We start from the raw sequence: 26,212 nt of genomic DNA, 5'->3' as shown, positions 1-26,212 counted from the left end.
GGGTGCTTGGGGTTGCCCTCACCCTAGCCCTCTCCCGGGGGGGGAGAGGGGACCAGGAGCGGTGCGGCTGGGAGCTTGAGGGCTGCCTGACCGCCAAGGTGCGGCTTGAGGTCTGCAAGAGCACCGACAGCCCGGCTGCGCCGGGCTGTCGTGTTTGAAGCGCGGCAAGGGGCCGGTGTAGGTTGGTGCTGAGCGCAGCGAAGCCCAACGATCAGGTCTGCTGCAGGGATCAAGCGAGCTGCGACGGGGCGTTGAGGGGGCGAGGTTGGCTTCCGGATATTGGGCTTCGCTGTGCTCCGCCCAACCTACGACAGCGTTACGCGAGCAATAAAAAGCCCGGCATGTGCCGGGCTTTTTGCGTTCTGGTCAATACTCGGGACTACTCCCGATCACGTTCCAGCAAGGGCTTGAGGAAGTGGCCGGTATAGGACTTCTTGTTGGCCGCAACCTCCTCGGGGGTACCCGTCGCGATGATCTGGCCGCCTTTGGAGCCGCCTTCCGGGCCCAGGTCCACCAGCCAGTCAGCGGTCTTGATGACATCGAGGTTGTGCTCGATCACCACCACGGTATTGCCGTGATCCCGCAGGCGATGCAATACGTCCAACAGCTGCTGGATATCGGCGAAGTGCAGACCGGTGGTGGGCTCGTCAAGAATATAGAGTGTCTTGCCGGTATCACGCTTGGACAACTCCCGCGCCAGCTTCACACGCTGGGCCTCGCCGCCTGACAGCGTTGTTGCACTCTGGCCGAGGCGGATATAGGACAGACCCACATCCATCAGTGTCTGCAGCTTGCGCGCCAGGGCTGGGATGGATTCGAAGAAGGCATGGGCCTCTTCGATGGTCATGTCCAGTACCTCGGTGATGGTCTTGCCCTTGTACTTCACTTCCAGGGTCTCGCGGTTGTATCTCTTGCCCTTGCAGACGTCGCAGGCGACATAGACGTCCGGCAGGAAGTGCATCTCCACCTTGATGACGCCATCGCCCTGGCAGGCCTCGCAGCGGCCGCCTTTGACGTTGAAGGAGAAGCGCCCCGGGGTGTAGCCGCGGGAGCGGGATTCCGGGACGCCGGAGAACAGCTCGCGGATGGGGGTGAAGAGTCCAGTATATGTGGCCGGGTTGGAGCGCGGCGTCCGACCGATAGGGCTCTGATCGATGTCGACCACCTTGTCCAGGTGCTGCATACCGTCGAAGCTGTCGTGGGCCGCGACCTCCAGGGTCGTCGCACCATTGAGCGCCGTGGCGGTTAGGGGGAACAGGGTGTTGTTGATCAGCGTCGACTTGCCGGAGCCCGATACCCCGGTCACGCAGGTCAGCAGGCCAACGGGAATCTCCAAGTTGACGTTCTGCAGATTGTTGCCGCGGGCACCCTTGAGCTTCAGCAGCTTCTTCTTGTCTCGCGGGGTACGCTTGGCAGGCACCACGATCTTCTTGCGGCCCGACAGGTACTGACCGGTCACCGAGTCGGGGTGCTGCATGACCTGGTCCGGGGTTCCTTCTGCGATGATCTGACCACCATGGATGCCAGCGCCCGGACCTATGTCGATGACATAGTCCGCCAGGCGGATGGCGTCCTCGTCGTGCTCGACGACGATGACCGTATTGCCCAGGTCGCGCAGGTGAGTCAGGGTGCCTAGTAGGCGCTCGTTGTCGCGCTGGTGCAGGCCGATGGAGGGCTCGTCGAGAATGTACATGACGCCCACCAAGCCCGCGCCGATCTGGCTGGCCAGGCGGATACGCTGGGCTTCACCGCCGGACAGGGTATCGGCACTACGATCCAGGGTCAGGTAGTCCAGACCGACGTTGACCAGGAACTGCAGACGCTCGCGGATTTCCTTGAGGATCTTGTCGGCGATCTGTTGCCGCTGGCCCTTGAGGGCTAGATCCTGGAAGTACTGGGTGGCATCGCCCACTGGCAGGCGGGTGACCGCCGGCAGGGTCTTGTCGCCGACCCAGACATGCCGAGCTTCGCGCCGCAGGCGGGTGCCATTGCAGTCGGGGCAATGCTGGGTACTGAGGTACTTGGCCAGCTCTTCGCGCACGCTCTGGGATTCGGTCTCGCGATAACGCCGCTCCAGATTCGGCAGGATGCCTTCGAACGGATGGGCACGCTTGACGATGTCACCACGATCATTGAGGTAGCGGAAGTTGACGCTCTCGCGACCGGAGCCGCTGAGGACCGCCTTGCGATGCTTGTCTTCGAGACTCTTGAAGGGGGCGTCCAGACTGAAGCCATAGTGACTCGCCAGCGAACCGAGCATCTGGAAATAATAGACATTGCGCCGGTCCCAGCCGCGAATGGCGCCCTCACTGAGGCTCAGCTCCTCGTTGACCACTCGCCGCGCATCGAAGAATTGCTTCACGCCCAGGCCGTCGCAGGTTGGGCAGGCCCCGGCGGGGTTGTTGAAGGAAAACAGCTTGGGTTCCAGCTCACCGATGGAAAAGCCGCAGATCGGACAGGCGAAGCGCGCGGAAAAGACGATCTCCTCGCCCTTTTCACCTTCCATGGGCGCGATGATGGCGATGTCGTCGGCCAGCTTCAGGGCCGTTTCGAAGGACTCTGCCAGGCGCTGCTGGAGGTCTTCGCGCACCTTGAAGCGATCCACTACCACCTCGATGGTGTGCTTCTTCTGCTTGTCGAGCTTGGGCAGCTCGTCCATCTCGTGCAGGCGGCCATTGACGCGGACGCGGACGAAGCCCTGGGCGCGCAATTCCTCGAACACCGAGAGATGTTCGCCCTTGCGCTCGCGCACGATGGGGGCGAGCAGCATCAGTCGCTCACCTTCCGGCATGGCCAGGACCTGATCGACCATCTGGCTGACGGTCTGGGCTTCCAGGGGCACGTCATGCTCCGGGCAGCGGGGCGTACCGACGCGGGCATAGAGCAGGCGCAGATAATCGTAGATCTCGGTGATGGTGCCCACGGTGGAGCGTGGATTGTGCGAGGTGGACTTCTGCTCGATGGAGATCGCCGGCGACAGGCCTTCGATGGTGTCCACGTCGGGCTTTTCCATCATCGACAGGAATTGCCGGGCATAGGCCGACAGGGATTCCACGTAGCGGCGCTGGCCTTCGGCATAGAGGGTGTCGAAGGCCAGCGAGGATTTGCCGGAGCCGGACAGCCCAGTGATGACGATGAGCTTGTCCCGGGGAAGGGTAAGGTCGATGTTCTTCAGATTATGGGTGCGGGCCCCACGGATGAGGATTTTATCCACGTAGACTTCTGCCTCGTTTTGGCGACGCTTCAATAGAAAAGAGGTCTCTTCCCAGGCTGCGGCTATCTGCCGCGCCTGTGAGAGAGGGGGTAAGGCTGGTAAAATTAGTGGCCCGACAGCGGTGATCGGGCGTTCGTGATCCTGGCGGTCGGGAACGTTCGGACGAGCGCTCGGCTATCTTCACCGCTTCCTCCCTAAATGGTCATTGTCACGACTGTTTTAAAGCTGTGTGGCGACGTAAAAGCCTGTCGCCGACGAGAGGATTATCAATGCTCGACAAGCGCAGTGAAGCCATGAACGGCGTCGAACGCCGTGCCGCCTTTGGGCTGGCTCTGGTCTTCGCCTTTCGTATGCTCGGTATGTTCATGGTGCTCCCGGTCCTGGCGACCTATGGTCAGGAGTTGGCGGATGCCACCCCGGCGCTGATTGGCCTCGCCATAGGTGCCTATGGTTTGACCCAGGCGGTCCTGCAAATTCCCCTGGGGACGCTGTCCGATCGCATCGGCCGGCGCCCCATCATCATTGGTGGACTGCTGGTGTTCGCCCTTGGTGCCGCCATCGCTGCCAATGCCCACTCCATCTGGGGCGTCATCGCCGGACGTATCGTGCAGGGTGGCGGCGCCATTTCGGCCGCCATCATGGCGCTGTTGTCGGACCAAACCCGCGAGCAGCACCGTACCAAGGCCATGGCCACGATCGGCATGAGTATCGGGGTGTCCTTTGCCGTGGCAATGGTGGCTGGCCCCCTGCTGGCCCGTGCCTATGGTCTTGCAGGGCTGTTCTGGGCCACCTGCGGACTGGCGCTGGTCGGTTTGCTGATCGTGCTGTTCCTGGTCCCGCACCAGGCCTCGCCCTTCGCCCACCGGGAGTCGAACCTGGCGCGTCAGGCGCTGGGCGCGACCCTGCGCAATCGCGATCTGTTGCGGCTGGACTTCGGCATCCTCGCGCTACATACGGTGTTGATGGCCAGTTTCGTCGTCCTGCCGCTGGCCCTGGCCGACCATGCCGGCCTGCCAAAGGAAGAACACTGGTGGGTGTACCTTACGGCGCTGGTGGTCGGCTTTTTCGCCATGGTTCCCTTCATCATCTATGGTGAAAAGAAGCGGCGCATGAAGCGTGTGCTGGTAGGCGCCATCAGTGTGCTGGTGCTGTGCGAGCTGTACTTCTTTTTCTTCAGCAACAGCCTGGTGGCACTGGTCATCGGCATCGTAGTGTTCTTTACCGCCTTCAACCTGCTGGAAGCCTCGCTACCGTCGCTGGTGAGCAAGGTGGCCCCGGCCGGTGGCAAGGGCACCGCCATGGGGATCTATTCCACCAGTCAGTTCCTTGGTTCCGCTTTGGGCGGTATCCTCGGTGGCTGGCTGTTCCAGCATGGTGGCCTCTCCACCGTCTTCCTGGGTTGTGCGGCGCTTTGCCTGGGATGGGCGGTGGTAGCTGGTACGATGCGGGAACCGCCCTATGTCACCAGTCTGCGTTTGCCGGTTACGCCCGCGCTAGTCAACGACCAGGGATTGGTCGGACGCCTGTTGGCCCTGGCCGGAGTGACCGATGCGGTAGTGGTGGCGGAAGAACAGGCCGTCTACATCAAGATCGATACTAAAATCGTCGATCGGGCGCAATTGGAGCGACTGGTTAGCCAAACGCCAGTCGCCGCTTGATCGACAGCCCTATCAGGAGATTCATATGGCCCGTGGCGTCAATAAAGTCATCCTCGTCGGCAACGCCGGCGCCGATCCCGAAACCCGTTACATGCCCAATGGCAATGCGGTGACCAATGTCACCCTGGCCACTAGCGAGAGCTGGAAGGACAAGCAGACCGGCCAGCAGCAGGATCGTACCGAGTGGCACAGGGTGGTGTTCTTCGGTCGCCTCGCCGAGATCGCCGGCGAGTACATCCGCAAGGGCTCCCAGGTCTATGTCGAGGGCACTCTGCGTACCCGCAAGTGGCAGGGGCAGGACGGTCAGGATCGCTACACCACCGAAATCGTGGTCGATATCAATGGCAACATGCAGTTGCTGGGTGGTCGCGGTGGCAATGCCGGTGGCAACGATGAATACAACCAGAGCGCGCCGGCGCCCCAGCAACAGCGTGCTCCCCGTCCGCAGCAGTCGGCCCCGCAGTATGACAACGGTGGCAACGGTGGCAACGGTGGTAATGGCGGCAGCGGCAACAGCCGGCCCCAGCAGCAGCCGCAGTCTCGTCCGCAGCAGCAACCGGCTCAGCAGGACTACGACAGCTTCGACGACGACATCCCGTTCTAAACGACGGGCAAAGAAAAAGGGCAGCCAGTGGCTGCCCTTTCTTTTTGGTGGAGGCGGGGGGATTTGAACCCCCGTCCGCCAGCTCTCCGCTATCGGTTCTACATGCTTAGCCCTGTCTACTGAGTTAACCCATTGCGGCCCGACGGGCAGGGTGCTTTGGGCGAGCTGTATAAGTTTTAGCCGTTACGTCTACAGCGAACTTGGCGGCGATCCTGTTCTATCTGACAGTCGTTTCGGGTTTACAGGCATCCCCTAGCGACTGCTAGCCGCGTTAAGCAGCTAGAGCGTAGTTGTCGTCGTTGGCAACTATAAGTTTGCAGCAGCGAATTTACGAGTTCTGCTACCAGCTCGGCATGCCCCTCAAGTTTCGTTACCGGCGTCGAATCCTAATCGCCCCCAAAACTTGCTGGTCGTTCACTATAGGAATTCCGGCCGTCCGACGCAAGTCATTGCTGACGAAACGTTTTTCGGCCGCTTGGCTATTTGGCGTCCTTGCGGATGGCCCTTTGGATCTCGCGGTCGGAATCGCGCTCGCGCTCGGTGGCGCGCTTGTCGAACTCCTTCTTGCCCTTGGCCAGTGCGATCTCGCACTTGACCAGGTGCTTCTTCCAGTAGAGCGACAGGGCGACGCAGGCGTAGCCCTTCTGCTGCACCGCGCCAAACAGCTTGCCCAGCTCGCGCTTGTTGAGCAGCAACTTGCGGGTCCGGGTCGGATCAGCGATGACGTGCGTACTGGCGGTCTGCAGCGGGGTGATGTGGCTGCCCAGCAGCCAGGCTTCACCGTCCTTGAGCAGCACATAGCTGTCGGTCAGCTGTGCCTTGCCGGCTCTCAGGCTCTTGACCTCCCAACCTGCCAGGGAAACACCTGCTTCAAAGCGGGTGTCGACGAAGTATTCGTGTAGCGCCTTTTTGTTCTGCGCGATGCTGCCGGGGGAAACTTTCTTTTGCTTGGCCATGATTCCAGGGTACAGCGAGTCGGGGGAAATGTCGCCACGCGCTTGAGCGGGTATGAGCAAACACGGACAATACCGCGGTTCTGGACTGCGGCAGGCTGATGCGGGAGTAAATTGCGTGCGCCGCCCTCAAATTCAAGGTCCGACACCGAATTCGCTATTCTACGAGGTTCCGATGAGCACGCACATCCAACGTTCGGCGTTGCTGCCCTATCCTGCTTCGGCGCTCTATGCGCTGGTCAATGACGTGGACCGTTATCCGGAGTTCCTACCCTGGTGCTCGTCCGCCCAGATCCTGGAGCAGGACGAAGGCCTGATGCGCGCCGGTCTCACCGTAGCCAAGGGTGGCCTGAGCCAGCAGTTCACGACCCGCAATACCCTGGTGCCGGACGAATCCATCACCATGGATCTGGAAAAAGGTCCCTTCAAGCAGCTGCATGGCGTCTGGTCCTTCAAGGCGCTGGGGGACAAGGCCTGCAAGATCTCGCTGGATCTGTCCTTCGAATACGACAGCGCTATCGTGCGCGCGACCCTGGGGCCGCTGTTCAATCAGGCGGCCAATACCATGGTGGATGCCTTCTGCCAGCGTGCTCGAGCCCTCTATGGCTGAGTGCTTCGCCATCGAAGTAGCGCTGGCATTACCACAACGGCAATGGCTGCTGAGTCTGCAAGTGGAGGAGGGTGCCACTGTCGAGCAGGCGGTGCTGGCGTCGGGGTTGCTGGAACAGCTGCCACCCGAGCAGCGCGAGGGCTATCGGGTCGGTATCTTTGGCAAGCTGATCGTCAAGCCGGATGCGCGAAGGCTGGGAGAGGGGGACCGCGTGGAGATCTATCGCCCGTTGCTCGCGGATCCAAAGGAAAGTCGCAAGCGACGTGCGGAAGAGGCCAGGTTGAAGGCTGGCCTCTAGCTAGGGATCACTGGCCGTCGGTACGAATGCGTTCGGGAGTCGGTACGGCGGCTGGCCGCGCGCTGTCGATTTCCTTCTGGATGCTGTCTTCGGTCGAACCGGGCACGGCTGGCGTTTCCGGCGCTGCTGCAGGGGCAGTGGGTTGCGCTGGCGCAGTGGGATCCACGGTAGTGCCGCTATCGGTACCCATGATCTGCTGTTCACGGCTGGTACCGGGCATGAAATCGCCAGCCAGACCACTCAGCTGGTTTTCGCCATTGAACACCAGGCTGACACGCTCCTGTTTCCGCTGACCGCCGGCGGCCTGCAGGCTGTACAGATAGTCCCAGCGATTTGGATGGAAGGTGTCCTGGATCAGCGGCGAACCCATGATAAACCGGACTTGTTGTCGGGTCATTCCGGGGCGCAACTGGTCTATCATGTCCTGGGTGACGACGTTGCCCTGCTGGATGTCGATCTTGTAAACCCCCGGCAGAGAGCAGCCGGCGAGCATGGCTAGGCCCATCAGAGAGAGCCCGGTCAGCGTTTGCTTGAGGTTTTGCATCGGTGGGAGACTTCCACTATCTTGCTGGGCAACGAAGCACCGATCATACCCGTATTCCCGAGGGCTGCGAAAGCACTCGGCACCGAGAAAGAGCATGGTAGAGAACAACGAACTCCGCAAAGCGGGTCTGAAAGTGACCCTGCCGCGCGTCAAGATATTGCAGATGCTGGATACCACCGAACAGCGCCACATGAGCGCTGAAGACGTTTACAAGGCGCTGATGGAAGCGGGCGAGGACGTGGGGCTGGCAACGGTCTATCGGGTTCTCACCCAGTTCGAAGCGGCCGGTCTGGTGGTGCGCCACAATTTCGATGGCGGTCATGCCGTATTCGAGCTGGCCGACACCGGCCATCACGATCACATGGTGGATGTGGATACCGGCGAAGTCATCGAGTTCACCGATGCCTCGATCGAAAAGCGTCAACGCGAGATCGTCGAAGAACATGGTTTCGAGCTGGTCGATCACAATCTGGTGCTGTACATCCGTCAGCGCAAGTGAAGATCCAGATATGAAAAAGGCGACTCAGAGGTCGCCTTTTTCTTGTCTGTTGGTAGCCTGCTTCTAGCGGCTGACCACCAGTTTGCGGGCATGGGCGAGGGATTCGCGGGTCAGGTCGACTCCGCCCAGCATGCGCGCCACCTCTTCCACGCGCCGTGCGCGGTCCAGCTTGGCCACCGCCGTGCGCGTCTCGTCGGTGCCGCGCTCCTTGTGCACGAACAGGTGCTGATGGCCCTGGGCCGCCACCTGGGGCAGGTGGGTCACCGTCAGCACCTGGCCGCGCTCGCCCAGCTGCCGCAGCAGTTGGCCGACCACCTCGGCGGTCGGACCACCGATACCTACGTCTACCTCGTCGAATACCAGCGTGGGCGTGCGTGAGGTTTGGGCGGTGATGACCTGGATGGCCAGGCTGATCCGTGACAGCTCGCCACCGGAGGCAACCTTGGCCAGCGGGCGCAGGGGTTGGCCCGGGTTGGCGCTGACGCGGAATTCGACGCCTTCGTTGCCCAGCGGTTGGGGCTCACCGGTGCTGCCTGGCGTGAGGGTAATGCTGAAGCGGCCCCCCGGCATCCCCAGGCGCTGCATCTCAGTCTCGACCGCGGCAGCGAGCTCCGGCGCCCGCTGCTCGCGCAAACGACTCAGTTCGCCGGCCTTCTCTTGGTAGTGGCGCTCGAAGGCCGCCAGTTCTTCCTGCAGACGCTCCAGGGCGACGTCGTCGGCGTCCAAGGATTGCAGTTCGTTGCGCAGTTGTTCGTGCAGCTCCAGCAGAGCTTCGGGCTGGACCCGATGCTTGCGGGCCAGGCTGTAGACGCTGTCGAGGCGCTCCTGGACGGCCTGCTGGCGCTCCGGGTCGGCTTCGAAGTGATCGACGAAGCGATTGAGTTCGTTCATCGCCTCCTCGATCTGGATCTGGGCCGAGGCGAGCAGGTTGCTGGCTTCCTGGATCTGCGCCGGCGGGCGGTCGAAGGCGGTCAGGCGTGCCACGCTGGCATTGAGTGCCGACAGCGCATTGCCCTGCTCGTTTTCGGTACAGAGGTCCATGGCCTGGCGGCAGGCCAGCAGGATGTGCTCGGCACTCGCCAGATCGCTCTGCTCCTGTTCGAGCGCCTGCAACTCGCCTTCGGCCAGGGCGAGGTTGTCGAGTTCTTCGAGTTGATAGCTGAGCAGCTGATGACGGGCGCGTTGCTCGTCGCCATTGCGGGTAAGACGCTCCAGGGTCTGGCGCACCTGGCGCCAGCGTTGGGCGGCGAGCTGCACCTGACGGACCAGTTCGCCTGCGCCGGCGTACTCGTCCAGCAGGCGGCGATGGGTGTCGAGGCCGAGCAGCGACTGGTGCTCGTGCTGGTTGTGAATGTCGATCAGCAGGCCGCCGAGGGTCTTGAGATCAGCCAGCGGGCAGGGCGAGCCATTGATATAGCCACGCGAGCGTCCCTCGCGGGTGATGACGCGGCGCAGCAGACAGGGACCGTCCTGTTCCAGGTCGCGCTCGGCAAGCCATTGACGCGCCTCGGGGATATCGGTGGTATCGAAGCTGGCCAGCACATCGGCCTTGTCGGCGCCGGGTCTGACCGCGTCGCTGTCGGCGCGATCGCCCAGGGTGAGGCCGAGGGCGTCGAGCATGATGGACTTGCCGGCGCCGGTTTCGCCGGTAATCACGGTCATGCCGCGCTCGAGGTCGAGGTCGAGGTGTTCGACGATGGCGTAGTTGCGGACGGACAGATGCACCAGCATGCGACGATCTCCGAAAGCGGTTTTCTGGCTGTTTATACAGTGCCTCTTGGGCACTGGCAATCCATACAGCTCTTGAAGCGCCGGCCGGCGGCCCCATATAGGCGCCATCGATCAAGGCGTCGTCCATTAGAGGGCGCGCCCACCGGCAATATCACAGGAGGACTCCCATGGCCGACGAACAGAACTCCCAGAACCCCGAGCACGAGGCCGCGGCCCAGGGTGACGTCCAGCACGAGGACGTCGCCGCCCGCATCGCCACGCTCGAAGAGCAGCTCGCCGCAGCCCAGGATCAGTCGCTGCGCAGCGTCGCCGAGCTGCAGAACGTGCGTCGTCGCGCTGAGCAGGACGTGGAGAAGGCGCACAAATTCGCGCTGGAGAAATTCGCTGGCGATCTGTTGCCCGTGCTCGACAGCCTGGAGCGGGGCCTGGAGCTGTCCAACGCCACCGACGAGACCTTGAAGCCCATGCGCGAAGGCATGGAACTGACCCTGAAGATGCTGCAGGACACCCTCAAGCGCTATCAGGTCGAGGCCGTCGATCCCCACGGCGCGCCCTTCAATCCCGAACACCACCAGGCCATGGCCATGGAGGAGAGCGCCACCGCCGAGCCGGGCAGCGTACTCAAGGTGTTTCAAAAGGGCTATCTGCTCAATGGTCGCCTGCTGCGGCCGGCGATGGTGGTAGTCAGCAAGGCCCCTGCAGCGCAGCAGCCGAGCATTGACGAAAAGGCTTGAAATTCTTTCGCTCGGCCCCATCTGGTAGGCAAGCGAACATCAAAGGCCCCCTGAGCGGGCCGCGCGGAATCTGAGATTTCTGGAGAAGACTACATGGGCAAGATCATCGGTATCGACCTGGGGACGACCAACTCCTGCGTCGCGATCCTCGAAAACGGCAACGTCAAGGTATTGGAAAACGCCGAGGGCACCCGCACCACGCCGTCCATCATCGCCTACACCAACGATGGCGAGACCCTGGTTGGCCAGCCGGCCAAGCGCCAGGCGGTGACCAATCCGCAGAACACCCTGTACGCGGTCAAGCGCCTGATCGGTCGGCGCTATGAAGAAAACGTCGTGCAGAAAGACATCGAGATGGTCCCCTACAAGATCGTCAAGGCCGACAACGGTGACGCCTGGGTCGAGGCCAAGGGCCAGAAGATGGCGCCGCCGCAGGTGTCTGCCGAAGTCCTGAAGAAGATGAAGAAGACCGCCGAGGACTACCTGGGCGAGGCCGTGACCGAAGCGGTCATCACCGTACCGGCCTACTTCAACGACAGCCAGCGCCAGGCCACCAAGGATGCCGGTCGCATCGCTGGTCTGGACGTCAAGCGCATCATCAACGAGCCCACCGCGGCGGCTCTGGCCTATGGCCTGGACAAGGCCAAGGGCGACCACACCGTGATCGTCTATGACCTGGGCGGCGGCACCTTCGACGTGTCGGTCATCGAGATCGCCGAGGTCGATGGTGAGCATCAGTTCGAGGTGCTGGCCACCAATGGCGACACCTTCCTGGGTGGCGAAGACTTCGACATCCGCCTGATCGACTACCTCGTCGAGGAATTCAAGAAAGAAAGCGGCATGAACCTCAAGGGTGACCCGCTGGCCATGCAGCGCCTGAAGGAAGCTGCCGAGAAGGCCAAGATCGAGTTGTCCTCGGCTACCCAGACCGACGTCAATCTGCCGTACATCACCGCCGATGCCAGCGGTCCCAAGCACCTGAACGTCAAGGTCTCCCGCGCCAAGTTGGAGTCCCTGGTGGAAGAGCTGGTCGAGCGCACCATCGAGCCGTGCCGTACTGCCCTGAAGGACTCTGGTCTGGACGTCTCCGACATCCACGAGGTCATCCTGGTGGGTGGTCAGACCCGCATGCCGCTGGTGCAGAAGCGTGTGGCCGACTTCTTCGGCAAGGAAGCGCGCAAGGACGTCAACCCGGACGAGGCCGTCGCCATTGGTGCGGCCATCCAGGGCGCCGTGCTGGCCGGTGACGTCAAGGACGTGCTGCTGCTGGACGTGACTCCGCTGACCCTGGGCATCGAGACCATGGGTGGCGTGATGACCGCGCTGATCGAGAAGAACACCACCATCCCGACCAAGAAGTCGCAGGTGTTCTCCACCGCCGACGACAACCAGGGCGCCGTGACCATCCACGTGCTGCAGGGCGAGCGCAAGCAGGCCGCGCAGAACAAGTCGCTGGGCAAGTTCGACCTGGCCGAGATCCCGCCGGCGCCCCGTGGCGTGCCGCAGATCGAGGTGACCTTCGACATCGACGCCAACGGTATCCTCAACGTGTCCGCCAAGGACAAGGCCACCGGCAAGCAACAGTCCATCGTCATCAAGGCGTCCTCCGGTCTGTCCGAGGACGAGATTCAGCAGATGGTGCGTGACGCCGAGGCCAATGCCGACGAGGATCGCAAGTTCGAAGAGCTGGCCGCGGCCCGCAACCAGGGTGATGCCCTGGTGCACGGCACCCGCAAGATGCTGACCGAGGCAGGCGACAAGGCCACGGCCGAAGAGAAGAGCACCATCGAGAAGGCCATTGGCGAGCTGGAAGTCGCCGTGCGCGGTGACGACAAGGACGCCATCGAAGCCAAGATGAATGCCCTGTCCCAGGCCTCCGCGCCGCTGGCCCAGAAGCTCTACTCCGAGCAGGGCGCTGCCGCGGGTGCCGAAGGCGCCTCGGCCAAGGCGGACGGTGAGGCCAAGAAGCCCGGCGACGACGTGGTCGATGCCGAGTTCGAGGAAGTGAAGGACAACAAGTAAGCCCCGTGCTTACCGCACCTGACGGGCTTCGTGCCCGTCGGATCCGCTACGCGGGAGCCTGCTCCCGCGTTGGCGTGTCTGGAGGGTGAGAAAATTTAAGGTGCAGAAAGTCTATGGCCAAACGTGATTACTATGAGGTGCTCGGGGTCGAGCGCGGCGCTAGCGAAGCCGAGCTTAAGAAGGCCTACCGACGCCTGGCGATGAAATACCACCCGGATCGCAATCCGGGGGACGCTGCTGCCGAGGAGCAGTTCAAGGAGGCCGCCGAGGCCTACGAAGTGCTGTCCGATGCGGGCAAGCGCTCGGCCTACGACCAGTACGGCCATGCTGGCGTCGATCCGAGCATGGGCGGCGGCGGTTTCGGTGGTGCGGCCGGTGGCGCGAGCTTCTCCGACATCTTCGGCGACGTCTTTAGTGACTTCTTCGGCGGGCGCGGCGGTGCCGGTGGTCGTGGCGGTCCGCAGCGCGGCGCCGACCTGCGCTACACCCTGGACCTGGATCTGGAAGAGGCGGTGCGCGGGACCACGGTCACCATTCGCGTGCCCACCCTGGTCGAGTGCAAGGTCTGCGACGGCAATGGCGCCAAGCCAGGTACCTCGGCGTCCACCTGCCCCACCTGCGGCGGTATTGGCCAGGTGCGCATGCAGCAGGGCTTCTTCTCGGTGCAGCAGACCTGCCCGCGCTGCCACGGCAGCGGCAAGATCATTCCCGAGCCCTGCAACGCCTGTCATGGCCAGGGCCGCGTGGAAGAGCAGAAGACCCTGTCGGTCAAGGTGCCGGCGGGCGTCGACACCGGCGACCGCATCCGCCTGACCGGCGAAGGCGAGGCCGGGACCCTGGGTGGCCCCAGCGGCGACCTCTACGTGGTGGTCAATGTGCGCGAGCACTCGATCTTCCAGCGCGACGGCAAGCATCTCTATTGCGAGGTGCCGATCAACTTCACCGATGCCGCCCTGGGTGGCGAGCTGGAAGTGCCGACCCTGGATGGCCGGGTCAAGCTGAAGATCCCCGAGGGCACCCAGACCGGCAAGATGTTCCGCCTGCGTGGCAAGGGCGTGACGCCCGTGCGTGGCGGTGGCGCCGGCGACCTGATGTGCAAGGTGGTGGTGGAAACCCCGGTCAACCTGAGCCGGCGGCAGCGCGAGCTGCTCGAGGAATTCCGCAACACCCTGCAGAGCGACAGCTCCCATTCGCCCCGGGCCAGTGGCTGGTTCGACGGCATGAAGCGCTTCTTCGACGACCTCTAAACCGGCAGGGGCGTCGTCGCGAGGCGGCGCCCGGCCAGCAGCCTGGAGCTGATGATGCGACGTATAGCTGTAATGGGCGCCGCAGGGCGCATGGGTAAGACCCTGATCGAAGCGGTCCAGCAGACCCAGGGCGCTGCCGGCCTGACTGCGGCGGTGGATCGTCCCGAGAGCAGCCTGGTGGGTGCCGACGCGGGCGAACTCGCCGGCATCGGCCGTAACGGGGTGATGCTGTCCGGTGACCTGGCGCGGGTGCTGGATGATTTCGATGTCCTCATCGACTTCACCCACCCCAACGTGACCCTGCAGAATCTGGCGCTCTGCCGCAAGGCGAAGAAGGCCATGGTGATCGGCACCACCGGCTTCACCGCCGAGCAGAAGTTGACCCTGCTGGAAGCCAGCAAGGAAATCCCCATCGTCTTCGCCGCCAACTTCAGCGTCGGCGTCAATCTCTGCCTCAAGCTGCTGGATACCGCTGCCCGCGTGCTGGGTGACGAGGTCGATATCGAGATCATCGAGGCGCACCACAGACACAAGGTCGATGCACCCTCGGGTACCGCGCTGCGCATGGGCGAGGTCGTCGCCCAGGCACTGGGTCGCGATCTGGAAGAAGTGGCCGTCTATGGCCGCGAAGGCCAGACCGGCGCCCGTGATCGCCAGACCATCGGCTTCGCCACCGTCCGCGCTGGCGACGTGGTGGGCGATCACACGGTGCTGTTCGCCAGCGAAGGCGAGCGGGTCGAGATCACCCACAAGGCCTCCAGCCGCATGACCTTCGCCAAGGGCGCCGTGCGCGCAGCCCTCTGGCTCAAGGACAAACAGCCGGCGCTATATGACATGCAGGACGTGCTGGAGTTGCGCTGACCCGCTCGTGGGGGTGCAAGGCGTGATCATTTCGTGTACAATGCAGCTTTAGTGTATCCACTAAAAGCTAGCGCAGAATGAAATCACAACATTAAAACGGGATGACTCTTCGAGATGTCATCCCGTTTTTTTGCACCCTGCGTTTGCCCGCCAAGGCTTGATTTTCGGAGGTCTTCTTGACTAAGCCAGCCATACTCGCACTTGCCGATGGCAGCATCTTTCGCGGTGAATCCATCGGTGCCGACGGCCACACGGTCGGCGAAGTGGTGTTCAACACCGCCATGACCGGCTACCAGGAAATCCTGACCGATCCTTCCTATGCGAAGCAGATCGTCACCCTGACCTATCCGCACATCGGCAACACCGGCACCACGCCGCAGGATGGCGAGGCCGCCCAGGTCTGGGCCGCCGGGCTGATCATCCGTGATCTGCCGCTGCTGGCCAGCAACTGGCGCAACAAGCAATCGCTGCCGGACTATCTCAAGGAAAACGGCACCATCGCCATTGCCGGCATCGACACCCGTCGCCTGACCCGCATCCTCCGCGAGAAGGGCGCTCAGGACGGCTGCATCCTCACTGGCGAAGACGCTACCGAAGAGCGCGCCCTGGAACTGGCTCGCGCCTTCCCTGGCCTCAAGGGCATGGACCTGGCCAAGGAAGTCAGCGTCAAGGAGCGCTACGAGTGGCGCTCCAGCGTCTGGTCGCTGGAAACCGACAGTCACGCCGAGATCCCGGCCGAGCAACTGCCCTACCACGTGGTGGCCTTCGACTACGGCGTCAAGCTGAACATCCTGCGCATGCTGGTGGCTCGCGGCTGCCGCATCACCGTGCTGCCGGCCCAGACCCCGGCCAGCGAAGCCCTGGCGCTGCAACCCGACGGCATCTTCCTGGCTAACGGCCCGGGCGATCCCGAGCCCTGCGACTACGCCATCAAGGCGATCCAGGACGTTCTGGAAACCGAGATCCCGGTGTTCGGCATCTGCCTGGGCCACCAGCTGCTGGCCCTGGCTTCCGGCGCCAAGACGGTGAAGATGCCCAACGGTCACCACGGCGCCAACCATCCGGTGCAGGATCTCGACAGCGGCGTGGTGATGATCACCAGCCAGAACCACGGCTTCGCCGTGGACGAGGCTAGTCTGCCGGCCAATGTGCGGGCCACCCACAAGTCGCTGTTCGACGGCACCCTGCAGGGCATCGAGCGTACCGACAAGGTCGCCTTCAGCTTCCAGGGTCACCCCGAGGCGAGCCCTGGTCCGCACGACGTGGCACCGCTGTTCGACAAGTTCATCCAGGCCATGGCCGCGCGCCGCTAAGACGAGAGGAGGGTAAGGCTCATGCTGGCGAATCTGGGTGTCATCGACTTCTGGACCTATGTGGTCGGGACCCTGTTCGTCATCCTGTTGCCTGGCCCCAATTCCTTCTTCGTGCTTGCTACCAGCGCCCAGCGCGGCATCCGCAGCGGTTACCAGGCGGCCTCGGCCGTGTTCCTGGGTGATGCCGTGCTGATGTTGCTCTCGGCCCTGGGCGTCGCCTCGCTGCTCAAGGCCGAGCCGCTGTTCTTCCAGATCCTCAAATACCTGGGCGCGGCCTACCTGTTCTACCTTGGCTGGGGCATGTTGCGCGGCGGACTAAAGTCCTGGCGCAGTCCGGCCCAGGGCCAGGCCGAGGCGACCCTGCGCGAAGACGTCCACCAGCCATTCCGCAAGGCGCTGCTGCTGAGTCTGTCGAATCCGAAGGCGATCCTGTTCTTCGTCTCCTTCTTCATCCAGTTCGTGGACCCCGGTTACGCCCATCCGGCGCTGTCCTTCCTGGTGCTGGGCGCGGTACTGGAAGCGATCAGCTTCTGCTACCTGTCGTTCCTGATTTTCTGCGGCGTTCGCCTGGCGGCCTGGTTCCGTCAGCGGCGTCGCCTCAGCGCGGGCGCCACCGGTGGCGTCGGCGCCCTGTTCGTGGGGTTCGGTGTGAAGTTGGCCACCGCGACCCTGACCTGATTACCTGCATTCGAGAAGCCCATGCCTAAGCGTACAGACATCAAGAGCATCCTGATCCTCGGGGCCGGCCCCATCGTCATCGGCCAGGCCTGCGAGTTCGACTATTCCGGCGCCCAGGCCTGCAAGGCCCTGCGCGAGGAAGGCTTCCGCGTCATCCTGGTGAACTCCAATCCGGCCACCATCATGACCGACCCCTCCATGGCCGATGCCACCTACATCGAGCCGATCAAGTGGGCGACGGTGGCCAAGATCATCGAGAAGGAGCGTCCCGACGCTCTGCTGCCGACCATGGGTGGCCAGACCGCGCTGAACTGCGCCCTGGACCTGGAGCGTCATGGCGTGCTGGAGAAGTTCGGCGTCGAGATGATCGGTGCCAACGCCGACACCATCGACAAGGCCGAGGATCGCTCGCGCTTCGACAAGGCCATGAAGGACATCGGCCTGGCCTGCCCGGTCTCGGGCATCGCCCACAGCATGGAAGAAGCCTACGGCGTGCTGGAGAAGGTCGGCTTCCCCTGCATCATCCGGCCGAGCTTCACCATGGGCGGCACCGGTGGCGGCATCGCCTACAACCGCGAAGAGTTCGAGGAGATCTGCAACCGCGGTCTGGACCTGTCGCCGACCAACGAGCTGCTGATCGACGAATCCCTGATCGGCTGGAAGGAATACGAGATGGAGGTGGTCCGCGACAAGAAGGACAACTGCATCATCGTCTGCTCCATCGAGAACTTCGATCCCATGGGCGTGCACACCGGTGACTCCATCACCGTGGCCCCGGCCCAGACCCTGACCGACAAGGAATACCAGATCCTGCGCAATGCCTCCCTGGCGGTGCTGCGCGAGATCGGCGTCGAGACTGGCGGCTCCAACGTCCAGTTCGGCATCTGCCCCGACACCGGGCGCATGGTGGTGATCGAGATGAACCCGCGGGTATCGCGTTCCTCGGCGCTGGCCTCCAAGGCCACCGGCTTCCCCATCGCCAAGATCGCCGCCAAACTGGCGGTGGGCTACACCCTGGACGAGCTGCAGAACGACATCACCGGCGGGCGTACCCCGGCGTCCTTCGAACCGGCCATCGACTACGTGGTCACCAAGATCCCGCGTTTCGCCTTCGAGAAATTCCCCAAGGCCGATGCCCGTCTGACCACCCAGATGAAATCCGTGGGCGAGGTCATGTCCATCGGCCGTACCTTCCAGGAATCCCTGCAGAAAGCCCTGCGCGGTCTGGAAGTCGGCGTGGTCGGCTTCGATCCCAAGCTGGATCCGGCCGATCCCGAGGCCGACAGCACCCTCAAGCGCGAGCTGACCGTGCCCGGCGCTGATCGCATCTGGTTCATCGGCGATGCCTTCCGTCAGGGCTATAGCCTGGACAAGGTCTTCGAGCTGACCCGTATCGATCCCTGGTTCCTGGTGCAGATCGAAGACCTGATCAAGGACGAGGAGCGCATCAAGACCCTGGGTCTGGCCGATCTCGACTACGACCTGATGCGCAAGCTCAAGCGCAAGGGCTTCTCCGATGCGCGCCTGGCCAAGCTGCTCGGCGTCACCGAGAAGAACCTGCGGGCCCATCGCCACAAGCTCAAGGTGCTGCCGGTGTACAAGCGGGTGGACACCTGTGCCGCCGAATTCGCCACCGACACCGCCTACCTCTATTCCACCTACGAGGAAGAGTGCGAGGCCAAGCCCAGCGGTCGCGACAAGATCATGATCCTGGGCGGCGGTCCCAACCGCATCGGCCAGGGCATCGAGTTCGACTACTGCTGCGTGCACGCGGCCCTGGCCATGCGTGAAGACGGCTACGAGACCATCATGGTCAACTGCAACCCGGAAACCGTCTCTACCGACTACGACACCTCAGACCGCCTGTTCTTCGAACCGGTGACCCTGGAGGACGTGCTGGAGATCGTTCGCGTCGAGCAGCCCAAGGGCGTCATCGTCCAGTACGGCGGCCAGACCCCGCTCAAGCTCTGCCGGGCCCTGGAAGAGGCCGGCGTGCCCATCATCGGCACCAGCCCCGACGCCATCGATCGCGCCGAAGACCGCGAGCGCTTCCAGCAGATGGTCCAGCGCCTGAATCTGCGGCAGCCGGCCAACGCCACCGCGCGCAGCGAAGACGAGGCCCTGGCCCTGTCCAAGAACATCGGCTACCCGATGGTGGTGCGCCCCTCCTACGTGCTGGGCGGCCGGGCGATGGAGATCGTCTACCAGGAAGAAGAACTCAAGCGCTACATGCGCGAAGCGGTGAAGGTGTCCAACGATAGCCCCGTGCTGCTCGACCACTTCCTCAACTGCGCCATCGAGGTGGATGTGGATGCGGTGTGCGACGGCAAGACCGTGGTGATCGGCGCCATCATGCAGCACATCGAACAGGCCGGCGTACACTCCGGCGACTCCGCCTGCTCGCTGCCGCCCTATTCGCTGCCCAAGCACATCCAGGACGAGATCCGCGAGCAGGTCAAGAAGATGGCCCTGGAACTCGGCGTGGTCGGTCTGATGAACGTGCAGATGGCCGTGCAGGGCGAAGACATCTACGTCATCGAGGTCAACCCGCGCGCCTCCCGTACGGTGCCCTTCGTCTCCAAGTGCATCGGTGAATCCCTGGCCAAGGTGGCCGCCCGGGTCATGGCCGGCAAGACCCTGGCCGAGGTGGGCTTCACCCAGGAGATCATCCCGCCCTTCTTCAGCGTCAAGGAAGCGGTGTTCCCCTTCAACAAGTTCCCCGGTGTCGACCCCATCCTCGGCCCGGAGATGAAGTCCACTGGCGAGGTGATGGGGGTCGGCGACAGCTTCGGCGAAGCCTTCGCCAAGGCTCAGTTGGGTGCCAACGAGATCCTGCCGAATTCCGGTTGCGCCTTCATCAGCGTGCGTGACGACGACAAGCCCGAAGCCGTGCAGGTCGCCCGCGATCTGGTCGGCCTCGGCTTCGAGGTCGTGGCCACCGCCGGTACCGCACGGGTGATCGAGGCGGCCGGTCTGCCGGTGCGTCGCGTGAACAAGGTCACCGAGGGTCGCCCCCATGTGGTCGACATGATCAAGAACGACGAAGTCACCCTGATCATCAACACCACCGAAGGCCGGCAGTCCATCGCCGATTCCTATTCGATCCGCCGCAACGCCCTGCAGCACAAGCTCTGCTGCACCACCACCATTGCCGGCGGCCAGGCCATTTGCGAAGCTTTGAAATTCGGCGCCGAAAAGACCGTGCGCCGGCTGCAAGATCTGCATGCAGGAGTGAAGGCATGACCAAGTACCCGATGACCGTCCAAGGCGCTCGCGCCCTGGAAGAGGAGCTCAAGCACCTCAAGACCGAACTGCGCCCGCAGATCACCCAGGCCATCGCCGAGGCGCGCGAGCTGGGCGATCTCAAGGAGAACGCCGAATACCACGCTGCTCGCGAACAGCAGGGCATGGTCGAGGCCCGTATCCGCGACATCGAAGGCCGCCTGCAGAATGCTCAGGTGATCGACGTGGCCGCCCTGCCGCACACCGGCAAGGTGATCTTCGGCACCACGGTGGAGATCGCCAACACCGAAACCGACGAGACGGTGACCTACCAGATCGTCGGTGACGACGAGGCGGACATCAAGCAGAGCAAGCTGTCGGTGGGTTCGCCCATCGCCCGTGCCCTGATCGGCAAGGAAGAAGGCGACGTGGTGCTGGTGAAGACCCCGGGCGGCAATGTCGAATACGAAATTGTCGCCGTCCGTCACCTCTGATCCTCGCACCGGCGGCTGGCTCGCCAGGTTGCTCGCCGCAGCCTGGCAGCTGGCCCAGGTGTTCTGGGTCGGCCCGCTGGTCGCCCTGCACCTGTGCATCCCCGTGGCGCTCGCCCAGGCGGGCTGGGCGCCCCTGCTGATCCAGTCCGGGCGCGAAGAATTGCTGCGCATGATGCTCAGCGCCGCAGGCGGTGGGGTCTTTACCCAGATCGTGGTGCTGGTGTGGTGGGCGGGTGTGAGCGCCTTGTGGCGTGACCTGCGTGGCCAGCTGCTGCTGGCCAGCGCACTCGCCGTGCTGCTGCAAAACGAACTGGCGCGCTTCTGGGTCGGGCCGACCGCTCTGGCCGGCTACCTGGTCCTGCTGCTCTGCGGTCTGATCTTGGTGCTGCAGCCCGTTCCCGGGCGCGCGCCGGGCAATCAGACGGTATAGCGCACCACATTGGACAGGTTGCGGTTCTGCTCGCGAGCCTTGCGATAGATCAGCGCCATCTTGCCGATCACCTGCACCAGCTCGGCCTTGCTCGACGCGCACAGCTCATCGATCAGGGCGCGACGGTCTTCGCGCTCGGTGACGGCCAGCTTGATCTTGATCAATTCATGATCGTTCAGTGCGCGGTCGAGCTCGCCCAGCACGCCTTCGCTCAGGCCGTTCTCGCTGATGGTGACCACCGGCTTGAGTTGATGACCGATCGCCTTGAACCGCTTTTTAAGCTCGTTGTTGAGCGCCATAATTCACCCCAGATAAAAGCCGAACAGTTTATCCCAGCTGCCCGGTGCCGCCCAGCGATACGCGACAACTTGCCATTAGCCCGGTGGAACCTGCCTTATCCGCTCAAGGAGCACCTCGACAGGCGTAGCGTCGAGTCAGCCTGAAAGGATAGGGATGCTGAAGACTCCGAAGGCTGAGAGAACGCCGGCAGGATGCCGGCGTTGACCCTCCGCTTAGCAAGCTATCAAGTGCTTGCCAAGAGACCTTGTTATTTCCGACTTGGCCCCCATATGAGCGAGCTGAGTGCGTTGGGCTGCTCCAGGGTGCTCTGCTGCTAGGAAGCTGCCGCCTGTTTCAGGGCGGTTGAGTCCTGCGGGCAGAGGCTCAGGCGCCGCCTTCCGCGTCGCGGGACCAGATCGCGCCAGCAGTATCTATTGGGTCGCGGTTTTAGGGGCAATTGAGAGAATTGATGGCCGCAACGTCTGCCTTGCCCTAGAGTCAAAGGCAGAAGACTCATATAGCGTTACAGACGATGTCTGCCGTGGGCCAGGCTTTGTGTAGTAACTTACCGGTCACTGCCGGTTTCGCTTCGAACGGTTTACCCACGAAACCGGCGCAGAGGGTAGTCAATTGAACGACATGGCAAAGAATCTGATCCTGTGGCTGATCATCGCCGCGGTGCTCGTCACCGTGATGAACAACTTCTCCAGCCCCAACGAACCCCAGACGCTCAACTACTCCGACTTCATCCAGCAGGTGAAGGACGGGCAGATCGAGAGCGTGACCGTGGATGGCTATGTCATCACCGGCAAGCATCGTGATGGCGATCCCTTCAAGACCATCCGTCCGGCGATCCAGGACAATGGCCTGATCGGCGATCTGGTCAACAACAGCGTCACCATCACTGGCAAGCAGCCCGAGCAGCAGAGCATCTGGACTCAGCTGCTGGTGGCCAGCTTCCCCATCCTGGTGATCATCGCTGTCTTCATGTTCTTCATGCGCCAGATGCAGGGAGGTGCCGGCGGTCGCGGCGGCCCCATGAGCTTTGGCAAGAGCAAGGCGCGCCTGCTGTCGGAAGACCAGGTCAAGACCACCTTTGCCGACGTCGCCGGTTGCGACGAAGCCAAGGAAGAGGTCACCGAGCTGGTCGAGTTCCTCCGTGATCCGGGCAAGTTCCAGCGCCTGGGTGGCCGCATTCCCCGTGGTGTGCTGATGGTCGGTTCGCCGGGTACCGGCAAGACGCTGCTGGCCAAGGCCGTGGCGGGTGAGGCCAAGGTGCCGTTCTTCACCATCTCCGGTTCGGACTTCGTCGAGATGTTCGTGGGTGTCGGCGCCAGCCGTGTCCGCGACATGTTCGACCAGGCCAAGAAGCACGCTCCCTGCATCATCTTCATCGACGAGATCGATGCGGTCGGTCGTCATCGCGGCAACGGCATGGGTGGTGGGCACGACGAGCGTGAGCAGACCCTGAACCAGTTGCTGGTCGAGATGGACGGCTTCGAGATGAACGATGGCATCATCGTCATCGCCGCCACCAACCGTCCCGATGTCCTGGACCCGGCGCTGCTGCGCCCTGGTCGTTTCGACCGCCAGGTGGTGGTCGGCTTGCCGGACATCCGTGGTCGCGAGCAGATCCTCAAGGTGCACATGCGCAAGGTGCCGGTCGGCGAGCGCGTCGATGCCGGTGTCATCGCGCGTGGTACCCCGGGTTTCTCCGGTGCTGACCTCGCCAACCTGGTCAACGAAGCATCGCTGTTCGCCGCCCGTGCCAACAAGCGCACTGTCGACATGCGCGAGTTCGAGCTGGCCAAGGACAAGATCATGATGGGCGCCGAGCGCAAGACCATGGTCATGTCCGAGAAGGAGAAGCGCAACACGGCCTACCACGAAGCGGGTCACGCCATCGTCGGTCGTCTGGTGCCCGAGCACGATCCGGTCTACAAGGTTTCCATCATTCCCCGTGGTCGGGCCCTGGGCGTGACCATGTTCCTCCCCGAGGAAGATCGCTACAGCCTGTCCAAGCGGGCACTGGAAAGCCAGATCTGCTCGCTGTTCGGTGGCCGTATCGCCGAGGAGATGACCCTGGGTTTCGAAGGCGTTACCACGGGTGCCTCCAATGACATCATGCGAGCGACTTCGCTGGCGCGGAACATGGTGACCAAGTGGGGTCTGTCCGAGAAGCTCGGTCCGTTGCTGTATGGCGAGGAAGAGAACGAAGGCTACCTGGGTCGCTCGGGTGGTGGTGGCGCCGGCAACATGTCGGGCGAAACCGCCAAGCAGATCGACCTAGAAATTCGCCGGATCATCGATGACTGCTATGGCACCGCCAAGCGGCTACTGGACGAGAACCGCGACAAGCTCGAGCTCATGGCCGATGCCTTGATGAAGTACGAGACCATCGACTCCGATCAGATCGACGACATCATGGCCGGCAAGGTCCCGCGCGAGCCGCGTGATTGGCATGACCGTGGTGGTCCTACCGGTGATGCCCCAGCGCCCCAGAGTGGTAGCGATCGTCCGGAAACCCCCATCGGTGGTCCAGCCGGAGAACACTGAAACACCCATGTTCAATCCGTTTCCTTCGACCCGATTGCCTTGCGGCAATCGGGTCCTTGTTTTTGACGCGCCCAAGGTCATGGGCATCCTCAACGTCACTCCCGACTCCTTTTCCGATGGCGGCCGTTACACGGCAGTGGAAAGTGCCCTGCGTCATGCGGAAGCAATGGTGGCGGCTGGTGCGGCCATCATCGATGTAGGGGGTGAGTCCACACGGCCAGGGGCCCCAGCGGTATCCGAGGCTCAAGAGCTCGATCGAGTAATTCCGGTGGTTCAGGCGATCGCTCGGGAGTTGGATGTCGTTATTTCTCTGGATACCTCCGCGCCAGCGGTCATGCGCGCAGGCGCTCTGGCCGGTGCCGGCCTGATCAATGATGTGCGCTCGCTGCGGCGTCCTGGCGCTCTTGAGGCGGCTGCCGCGAGCGATCTGGCGATCTGCCTGATGCACATGCAGGGGGAGCCCAGCACCATGCAGCAGGCGCCCGTCTATACCGATGTCGCAGGCGAGGTAGGTGCTTTTCTGGCCGAGCAGGTCAGGCGCTGCGAAGCGGCTGGTATCGCACGCGAGCGGCTGGTGCTTGATCCGGGGTACGGCTTCGCCAAGACCCTCGAGCACAATCTCGAACTGTTCAAGCGACAAGCCGAGTTGCTCGCCTTTGGGCTACCCTTGCTGGTGGGCGTCTCGCGCAAGAGCATGATCGGCGCGGTCACCGGGCGGCCTGTGGAGGGGCGCCTGGCGGGCGGTCTGGCCCTGGCGGCCCTGGCGCTGGCCAAGGGCGCGCAGATCCTCAGGGTCCATGATGTGGCGGAAACGGTGGACGTGGTGAAGATGATCACCGCGGTCGAAGGCTTCAGGCAGGAACAAAACTGATGGCAAGAAAGTATTTTGGAACCGATGGCATTCGCGGCAAGGTCGGCACCTATCCCATCACCCCGGATTTCATGCTCAAGCTGGGCTGGGCGGCGGGCATTGCCTTTCGCAGTCGCGGCGGTTGTCGGGTGCTGGTCGGCAAGGACACCCGCAACTCGGGCTACATGTTCGAGTCGGCTCTGGAAGCCGGGCTGTCCGCTGCCGGTGCCGACGTCATGTTGCTCGGTCCCATGCCAACCCCTGGGATCGCCTACCTGACGCGGACCTTCCAGGCCAGTGCCGGCATCGTCATCAGTGCGTCACACAATCCCTACTACGACAATGGCATCAAGTTCTTTTCCGGCGCCGGCACCAAGCTGCCCGATGAGCTCGAAACCATGATCGAGGAGCTGCTTGATACGCCCATGACCGTGGTGGATTCGGCGCGTATCGGCAAGGTCTCGCGCATCAATGATGCGGCCGGTCGCTACATCGAGTTCTGCAAGAGCAGCGTGTCGACCGGGACCAGTTTCGCCGGCCTGAAGATCGTGCTCGATTGCGCCAATGGCGCCACCTACAAGATCGCGCCCAGTGTCTTCCGCGAACTCGGCGCCGATGTCAGCGTGCTGGGGGTGCAGCCGGACGGGCTCAACATCAACAAGGACTGTGGCTCCACTCACCTCGAGGGGCTGCAGCAGGCGGTGCTCGACCAGCACGCCGATCTCGGTATCGCCTTCGACGGCGACGGTGATCGGGTGCTGATGGTGGATCACACTGGAGCGGCAGTGGATGGCGATGAGCTGCTCTATCTGATCGCCCGCGATCTCAAGCGTCGTGGTCGCCTCGAGGGTGGGGTGGTCGGTACCCTGATGAGCAATCTCGGTCTCGAGCTGGGACTGGCGGAGCTGGAGATTCCCTTCGTGCGCGCCAAGGTAGGCGATCGCTATGTGATGGCCGAACTCTTGGAACGCAACTGGGTGCTGGGTGGCGAGAATTCCGGGCACGTGGTCTGCTGCCAGTACACCACCACTGGTGACGCCACCATCGCCGCCCTGCAGGTGCTGATCGCTCTGCGCAATGCCGGTCAGACCCTGGCCCAGGCGCGCATGGCGCTACGCAAGTGCCCGCAGGTGCTGATCAACGTGAGGTTCGGCGGCGGCCAGGATCCCTTGGAGAATCCGCGGGTCAAGCAGGCCAGTGCCGAGGTCACCGAGAAGATGGCCGGCAAGGGGCGGGTGCTCCTGCGCAAATCCGGTACCGAGCCGTTGCTGCGGGTCATGGTCGAAGGCGAGAACGAGCGTGAGGTGCGGGCCCATGCCGAGGCGCTCGCTCAGTTGATAACCGAGGTATGTGCTTGATTTGCTTGCATGCCGGTTTTCGATTGAGTAAGATCTGCGCCCACTTCGCTCCCTGAG

The 26,212-nt window shown here is 63.1% G+C and carries 22 protein-coding genes and 1 other RNA gene; 17 read left to right on the top strand and 6 right to left on the bottom strand.

The features are described from left to right. Window positions 1-379: 379 nt before the first annotated feature. Window positions 380-3,214, bottom strand: coding sequence for an excinuclease ABC subunit UvrA (gene uvrA / locus C722_RS0111550; protein WP_026083795.1), 2,835 nt, complete (start codon window positions 3,212-3,214; stop codon window positions 380-382). Between the two features lie 269 nt (window positions 3,215-3,483). Between uvrA and C722_RS0111545 the strand changes: the two genes are divergently transcribed. Both C722_RS0111545 and ssb read left to right on the top strand, forming a co-directional pair. Beyond that, window positions 3,484-4,872, top strand: a complete 1,389-nt coding sequence (locus C722_RS0111545) for an MFS transporter (RefSeq protein ID WP_017640641.1) — start codon at window positions 3,484-3,486, stop codon at window positions 4,870-4,872. 25 nt (window positions 4,873-4,897) lie between these two features. Further along, window positions 4,898-5,476 carry a single-stranded DNA-binding protein gene (gene ssb / locus C722_RS0111540; protein WP_017640640.1) on the top strand — a complete coding sequence of 193 codons (579 nt, stop codon included), beginning with the start codon at window positions 4,898-4,900 and terminating at the stop codon, window positions 5,474-5,476. Between the two features lie 45 nt (window positions 5,477-5,521). Here the strand turns inward: ssb and ssrA are convergent. Further along, window positions 5,522-5,874, bottom strand: a transfer-messenger RNA (tmRNA) gene (ssrA, locus tag C722_RS25750). Window positions 5,875-5,955: 81 nt separating this feature from the next. Further along, window positions 5,956-6,432 (bottom strand): SsrA-binding protein SmpB, encoded by a 477-nt coding sequence (smpB, locus tag C722_RS0111535; RefSeq protein ID WP_007162671.1) that lies wholly within the window; start codon window positions 6,430-6,432, stop codon window positions 5,956-5,958. A gap of 172 nt (window positions 6,433-6,604) precedes the next feature. Between smpB and C722_RS0111530 the strand changes: the two genes are divergently transcribed. Both C722_RS0111530 and C722_RS0111525 read left to right on the top strand, forming a co-directional pair. After that, window positions 6,605-7,039: a type II toxin-antitoxin system RatA family toxin gene (locus C722_RS0111530; RefSeq protein ID WP_017640639.1), complete on the top strand. Its 435-nt coding sequence runs from the start codon at window positions 6,605-6,607 to the stop codon at window positions 7,037-7,039. After that, the gene (locus C722_RS0111525; protein WP_017640638.1) at window positions 7,032-7,337 is read left to right on the top strand and encodes an RnfH family protein; all 306 of its coding nucleotides are present in this window, start codon (window positions 7,032-7,034) and stop codon (window positions 7,335-7,337) included. Before C722_RS0111530 ends, C722_RS0111525 begins: the two co-directional genes overlap by 8 nt. Before the next feature lie 7 nt (window positions 7,338-7,344). On the opposite strand, the gene C722_RS0111520 is transcribed toward C722_RS0111525, so the two are convergent. Then, window positions 7,345-7,881 (bottom strand): outer membrane protein assembly factor BamE, encoded by a 537-nt coding sequence (locus C722_RS0111520; protein ID WP_017640637.1) that lies wholly within the window; start codon window positions 7,879-7,881, stop codon window positions 7,345-7,347. A gap of 94 nt (window positions 7,882-7,975) precedes the next feature. Here C722_RS0111520 and fur point away from each other — a divergent pair, with 94 nt between their 5' ends. Then, on the top strand, window positions 7,976-8,380 hold the full coding sequence (fur, locus tag C722_RS0111515; protein WP_007162667.1) for a ferric iron uptake transcriptional regulator: 405 nt from the start codon (window positions 7,976-7,978) through the stop codon (window positions 8,378-8,380). A 63-nt stretch (window positions 8,381-8,443) separates the two neighbouring features. Here fur and recN read toward each other — a convergent pair whose 3' ends face one another. Then, window positions 8,444-10,111 (bottom strand): DNA repair protein RecN, encoded by a 1,668-nt coding sequence (recN, locus tag C722_RS0111510; protein ID WP_017640636.1) that lies wholly within the window; start codon window positions 10,109-10,111, stop codon window positions 8,444-8,446. A gap of 167 nt (window positions 10,112-10,278) precedes the next feature. Between recN and grpE the strand changes: the two genes are divergently transcribed. The 9 genes from grpE to C722_RS0111465 all read left to right on the top strand — a co-directional run bounded on the left by grpE (window position 10,279) and on the right by C722_RS0111465 (window position 21,112). Then, window positions 10,279-10,845: a nucleotide exchange factor GrpE gene (grpE, locus tag C722_RS0111505; protein WP_017640635.1), complete on the top strand. Its 567-nt coding sequence runs from the start codon at window positions 10,279-10,281 to the stop codon at window positions 10,843-10,845. A gap of 93 nt (window positions 10,846-10,938) precedes the next feature. Further along, a complete protein-coding gene (gene dnaK / locus C722_RS0111500; protein WP_017640634.1) occupies window positions 10,939-12,867 on the top strand; it encodes a molecular chaperone DnaK in 1,929 nt (642 codons plus the stop codon). A 113-nt stretch (window positions 12,868-12,980) separates the two neighbouring features. Further along, entirely contained in the window at window positions 12,981-14,114 is a 1,134-nt protein-coding gene (gene dnaJ / locus C722_RS0111495; RefSeq protein ID WP_007162663.1) for a molecular chaperone DnaJ, read from the top strand. Between the two features lie 54 nt (window positions 14,115-14,168). Then, the gene (gene dapB, locus C722_RS0111490) at window positions 14,169-14,975 is read left to right on the top strand and encodes a 4-hydroxy-tetrahydrodipicolinate reductase (RefSeq protein WP_026083794.1); all 807 of its coding nucleotides are present in this window, start codon (window positions 14,169-14,171) and stop codon (window positions 14,973-14,975) included. A 176-nt stretch (window positions 14,976-15,151) separates the two neighbouring features. Beyond that, on the top strand, window positions 15,152-16,288 hold the full coding sequence (carA, locus tag C722_RS0111485) for a glutamine-hydrolyzing carbamoyl-phosphate synthase small subunit (RefSeq protein ID WP_017640632.1): 1,137 nt from the start codon (window positions 15,152-15,154) through the stop codon (window positions 16,286-16,288). A 21-nt stretch (window positions 16,289-16,309) separates the two neighbouring features. Next, the gene (leuE, locus tag C722_RS0111480; RefSeq protein WP_007162660.1) at window positions 16,310-16,966 is read left to right on the top strand and encodes a leucine efflux protein LeuE; all 657 of its coding nucleotides are present in this window, start codon (window positions 16,310-16,312) and stop codon (window positions 16,964-16,966) included. A gap of 21 nt (window positions 16,967-16,987) precedes the next feature. Continuing rightward, on the top strand, window positions 16,988-20,209 hold the full coding sequence (carB, locus tag C722_RS0111475; protein ID WP_017640631.1) for a carbamoyl-phosphate synthase large subunit: 3,222 nt from the start codon (window positions 16,988-16,990) through the stop codon (window positions 20,207-20,209). Then, complete coding sequence (gene greA, locus C722_RS0111470; protein WP_017640630.1) at window positions 20,206-20,682, top strand: transcription elongation factor GreA; 477 nt, start codon at window positions 20,206-20,208, stop codon at window positions 20,680-20,682. The genes carB and greA overlap by 4 nt, the downstream gene beginning before the upstream one ends. A 28-nt stretch (window positions 20,683-20,710) precedes the next feature. Further along, the gene (locus tag C722_RS0111465) at window positions 20,711-21,112 is read left to right on the top strand and encodes a hypothetical protein (protein ID WP_017640629.1); all 402 of its coding nucleotides are present in this window, start codon (window positions 20,711-20,713) and stop codon (window positions 21,110-21,112) included. Here C722_RS0111465 and yhbY read toward each other — a convergent pair. Continuing rightward, window positions 21,100-21,411: a ribosome assembly RNA-binding protein YhbY gene (gene yhbY, locus C722_RS0111460; RefSeq protein ID WP_017640628.1), complete on the bottom strand. Its 312-nt coding sequence runs from the start codon at window positions 21,409-21,411 to the stop codon at window positions 21,100-21,102. The two genes, C722_RS0111465 and yhbY, sit on opposite strands and share 13 nt — an antisense overlap. A gap of 619 nt (window positions 21,412-22,030) precedes the next feature. On the opposite strand from yhbY, the gene ftsH reads away from it, so the two are divergent. Genes ftsH through glmM form a run of 3 tightly spaced genes read left to right on the top strand, consistent with a single transcriptional unit; the run spans window position 22,031 to window position 26,155 of the window. Further along, window positions 22,031-23,947, top strand: coding sequence for an ATP-dependent zinc metalloprotease FtsH (gene ftsH / locus C722_RS0111455; RefSeq protein WP_017640627.1), 1,917 nt, complete (start codon window positions 22,031-22,033; stop codon window positions 23,945-23,947). A gap of 7 nt (window positions 23,948-23,954) precedes the next feature. Next, on the top strand, window positions 23,955-24,818 hold the full coding sequence (gene folP / locus C722_RS0111450; RefSeq protein ID WP_026083793.1) for a dihydropteroate synthase: 864 nt from the start codon (window positions 23,955-23,957) through the stop codon (window positions 24,816-24,818). Next, window positions 24,818-26,155, top strand: coding sequence for a phosphoglucosamine mutase (gene glmM, locus C722_RS0111445; protein WP_017640625.1), 1,338 nt, complete (start codon window positions 24,818-24,820; stop codon window positions 26,153-26,155). Before folP ends, glmM begins: the two co-directional genes overlap by 1 nt. Window positions 26,156-26,212: the final 57 nt, after the last annotated feature.

It is taken from the genome of Pseudomonas sp. 313, assembly GCF_000316965.1.
GTDB lineage: Bacteria > Pseudomonadota > Gammaproteobacteria > Pseudomonadales > Pseudomonadaceae > Chryseomonas > Chryseomonas benzopyrenica.
This window is presented reverse-complemented; position numbering and strand designations above follow the sequence as displayed.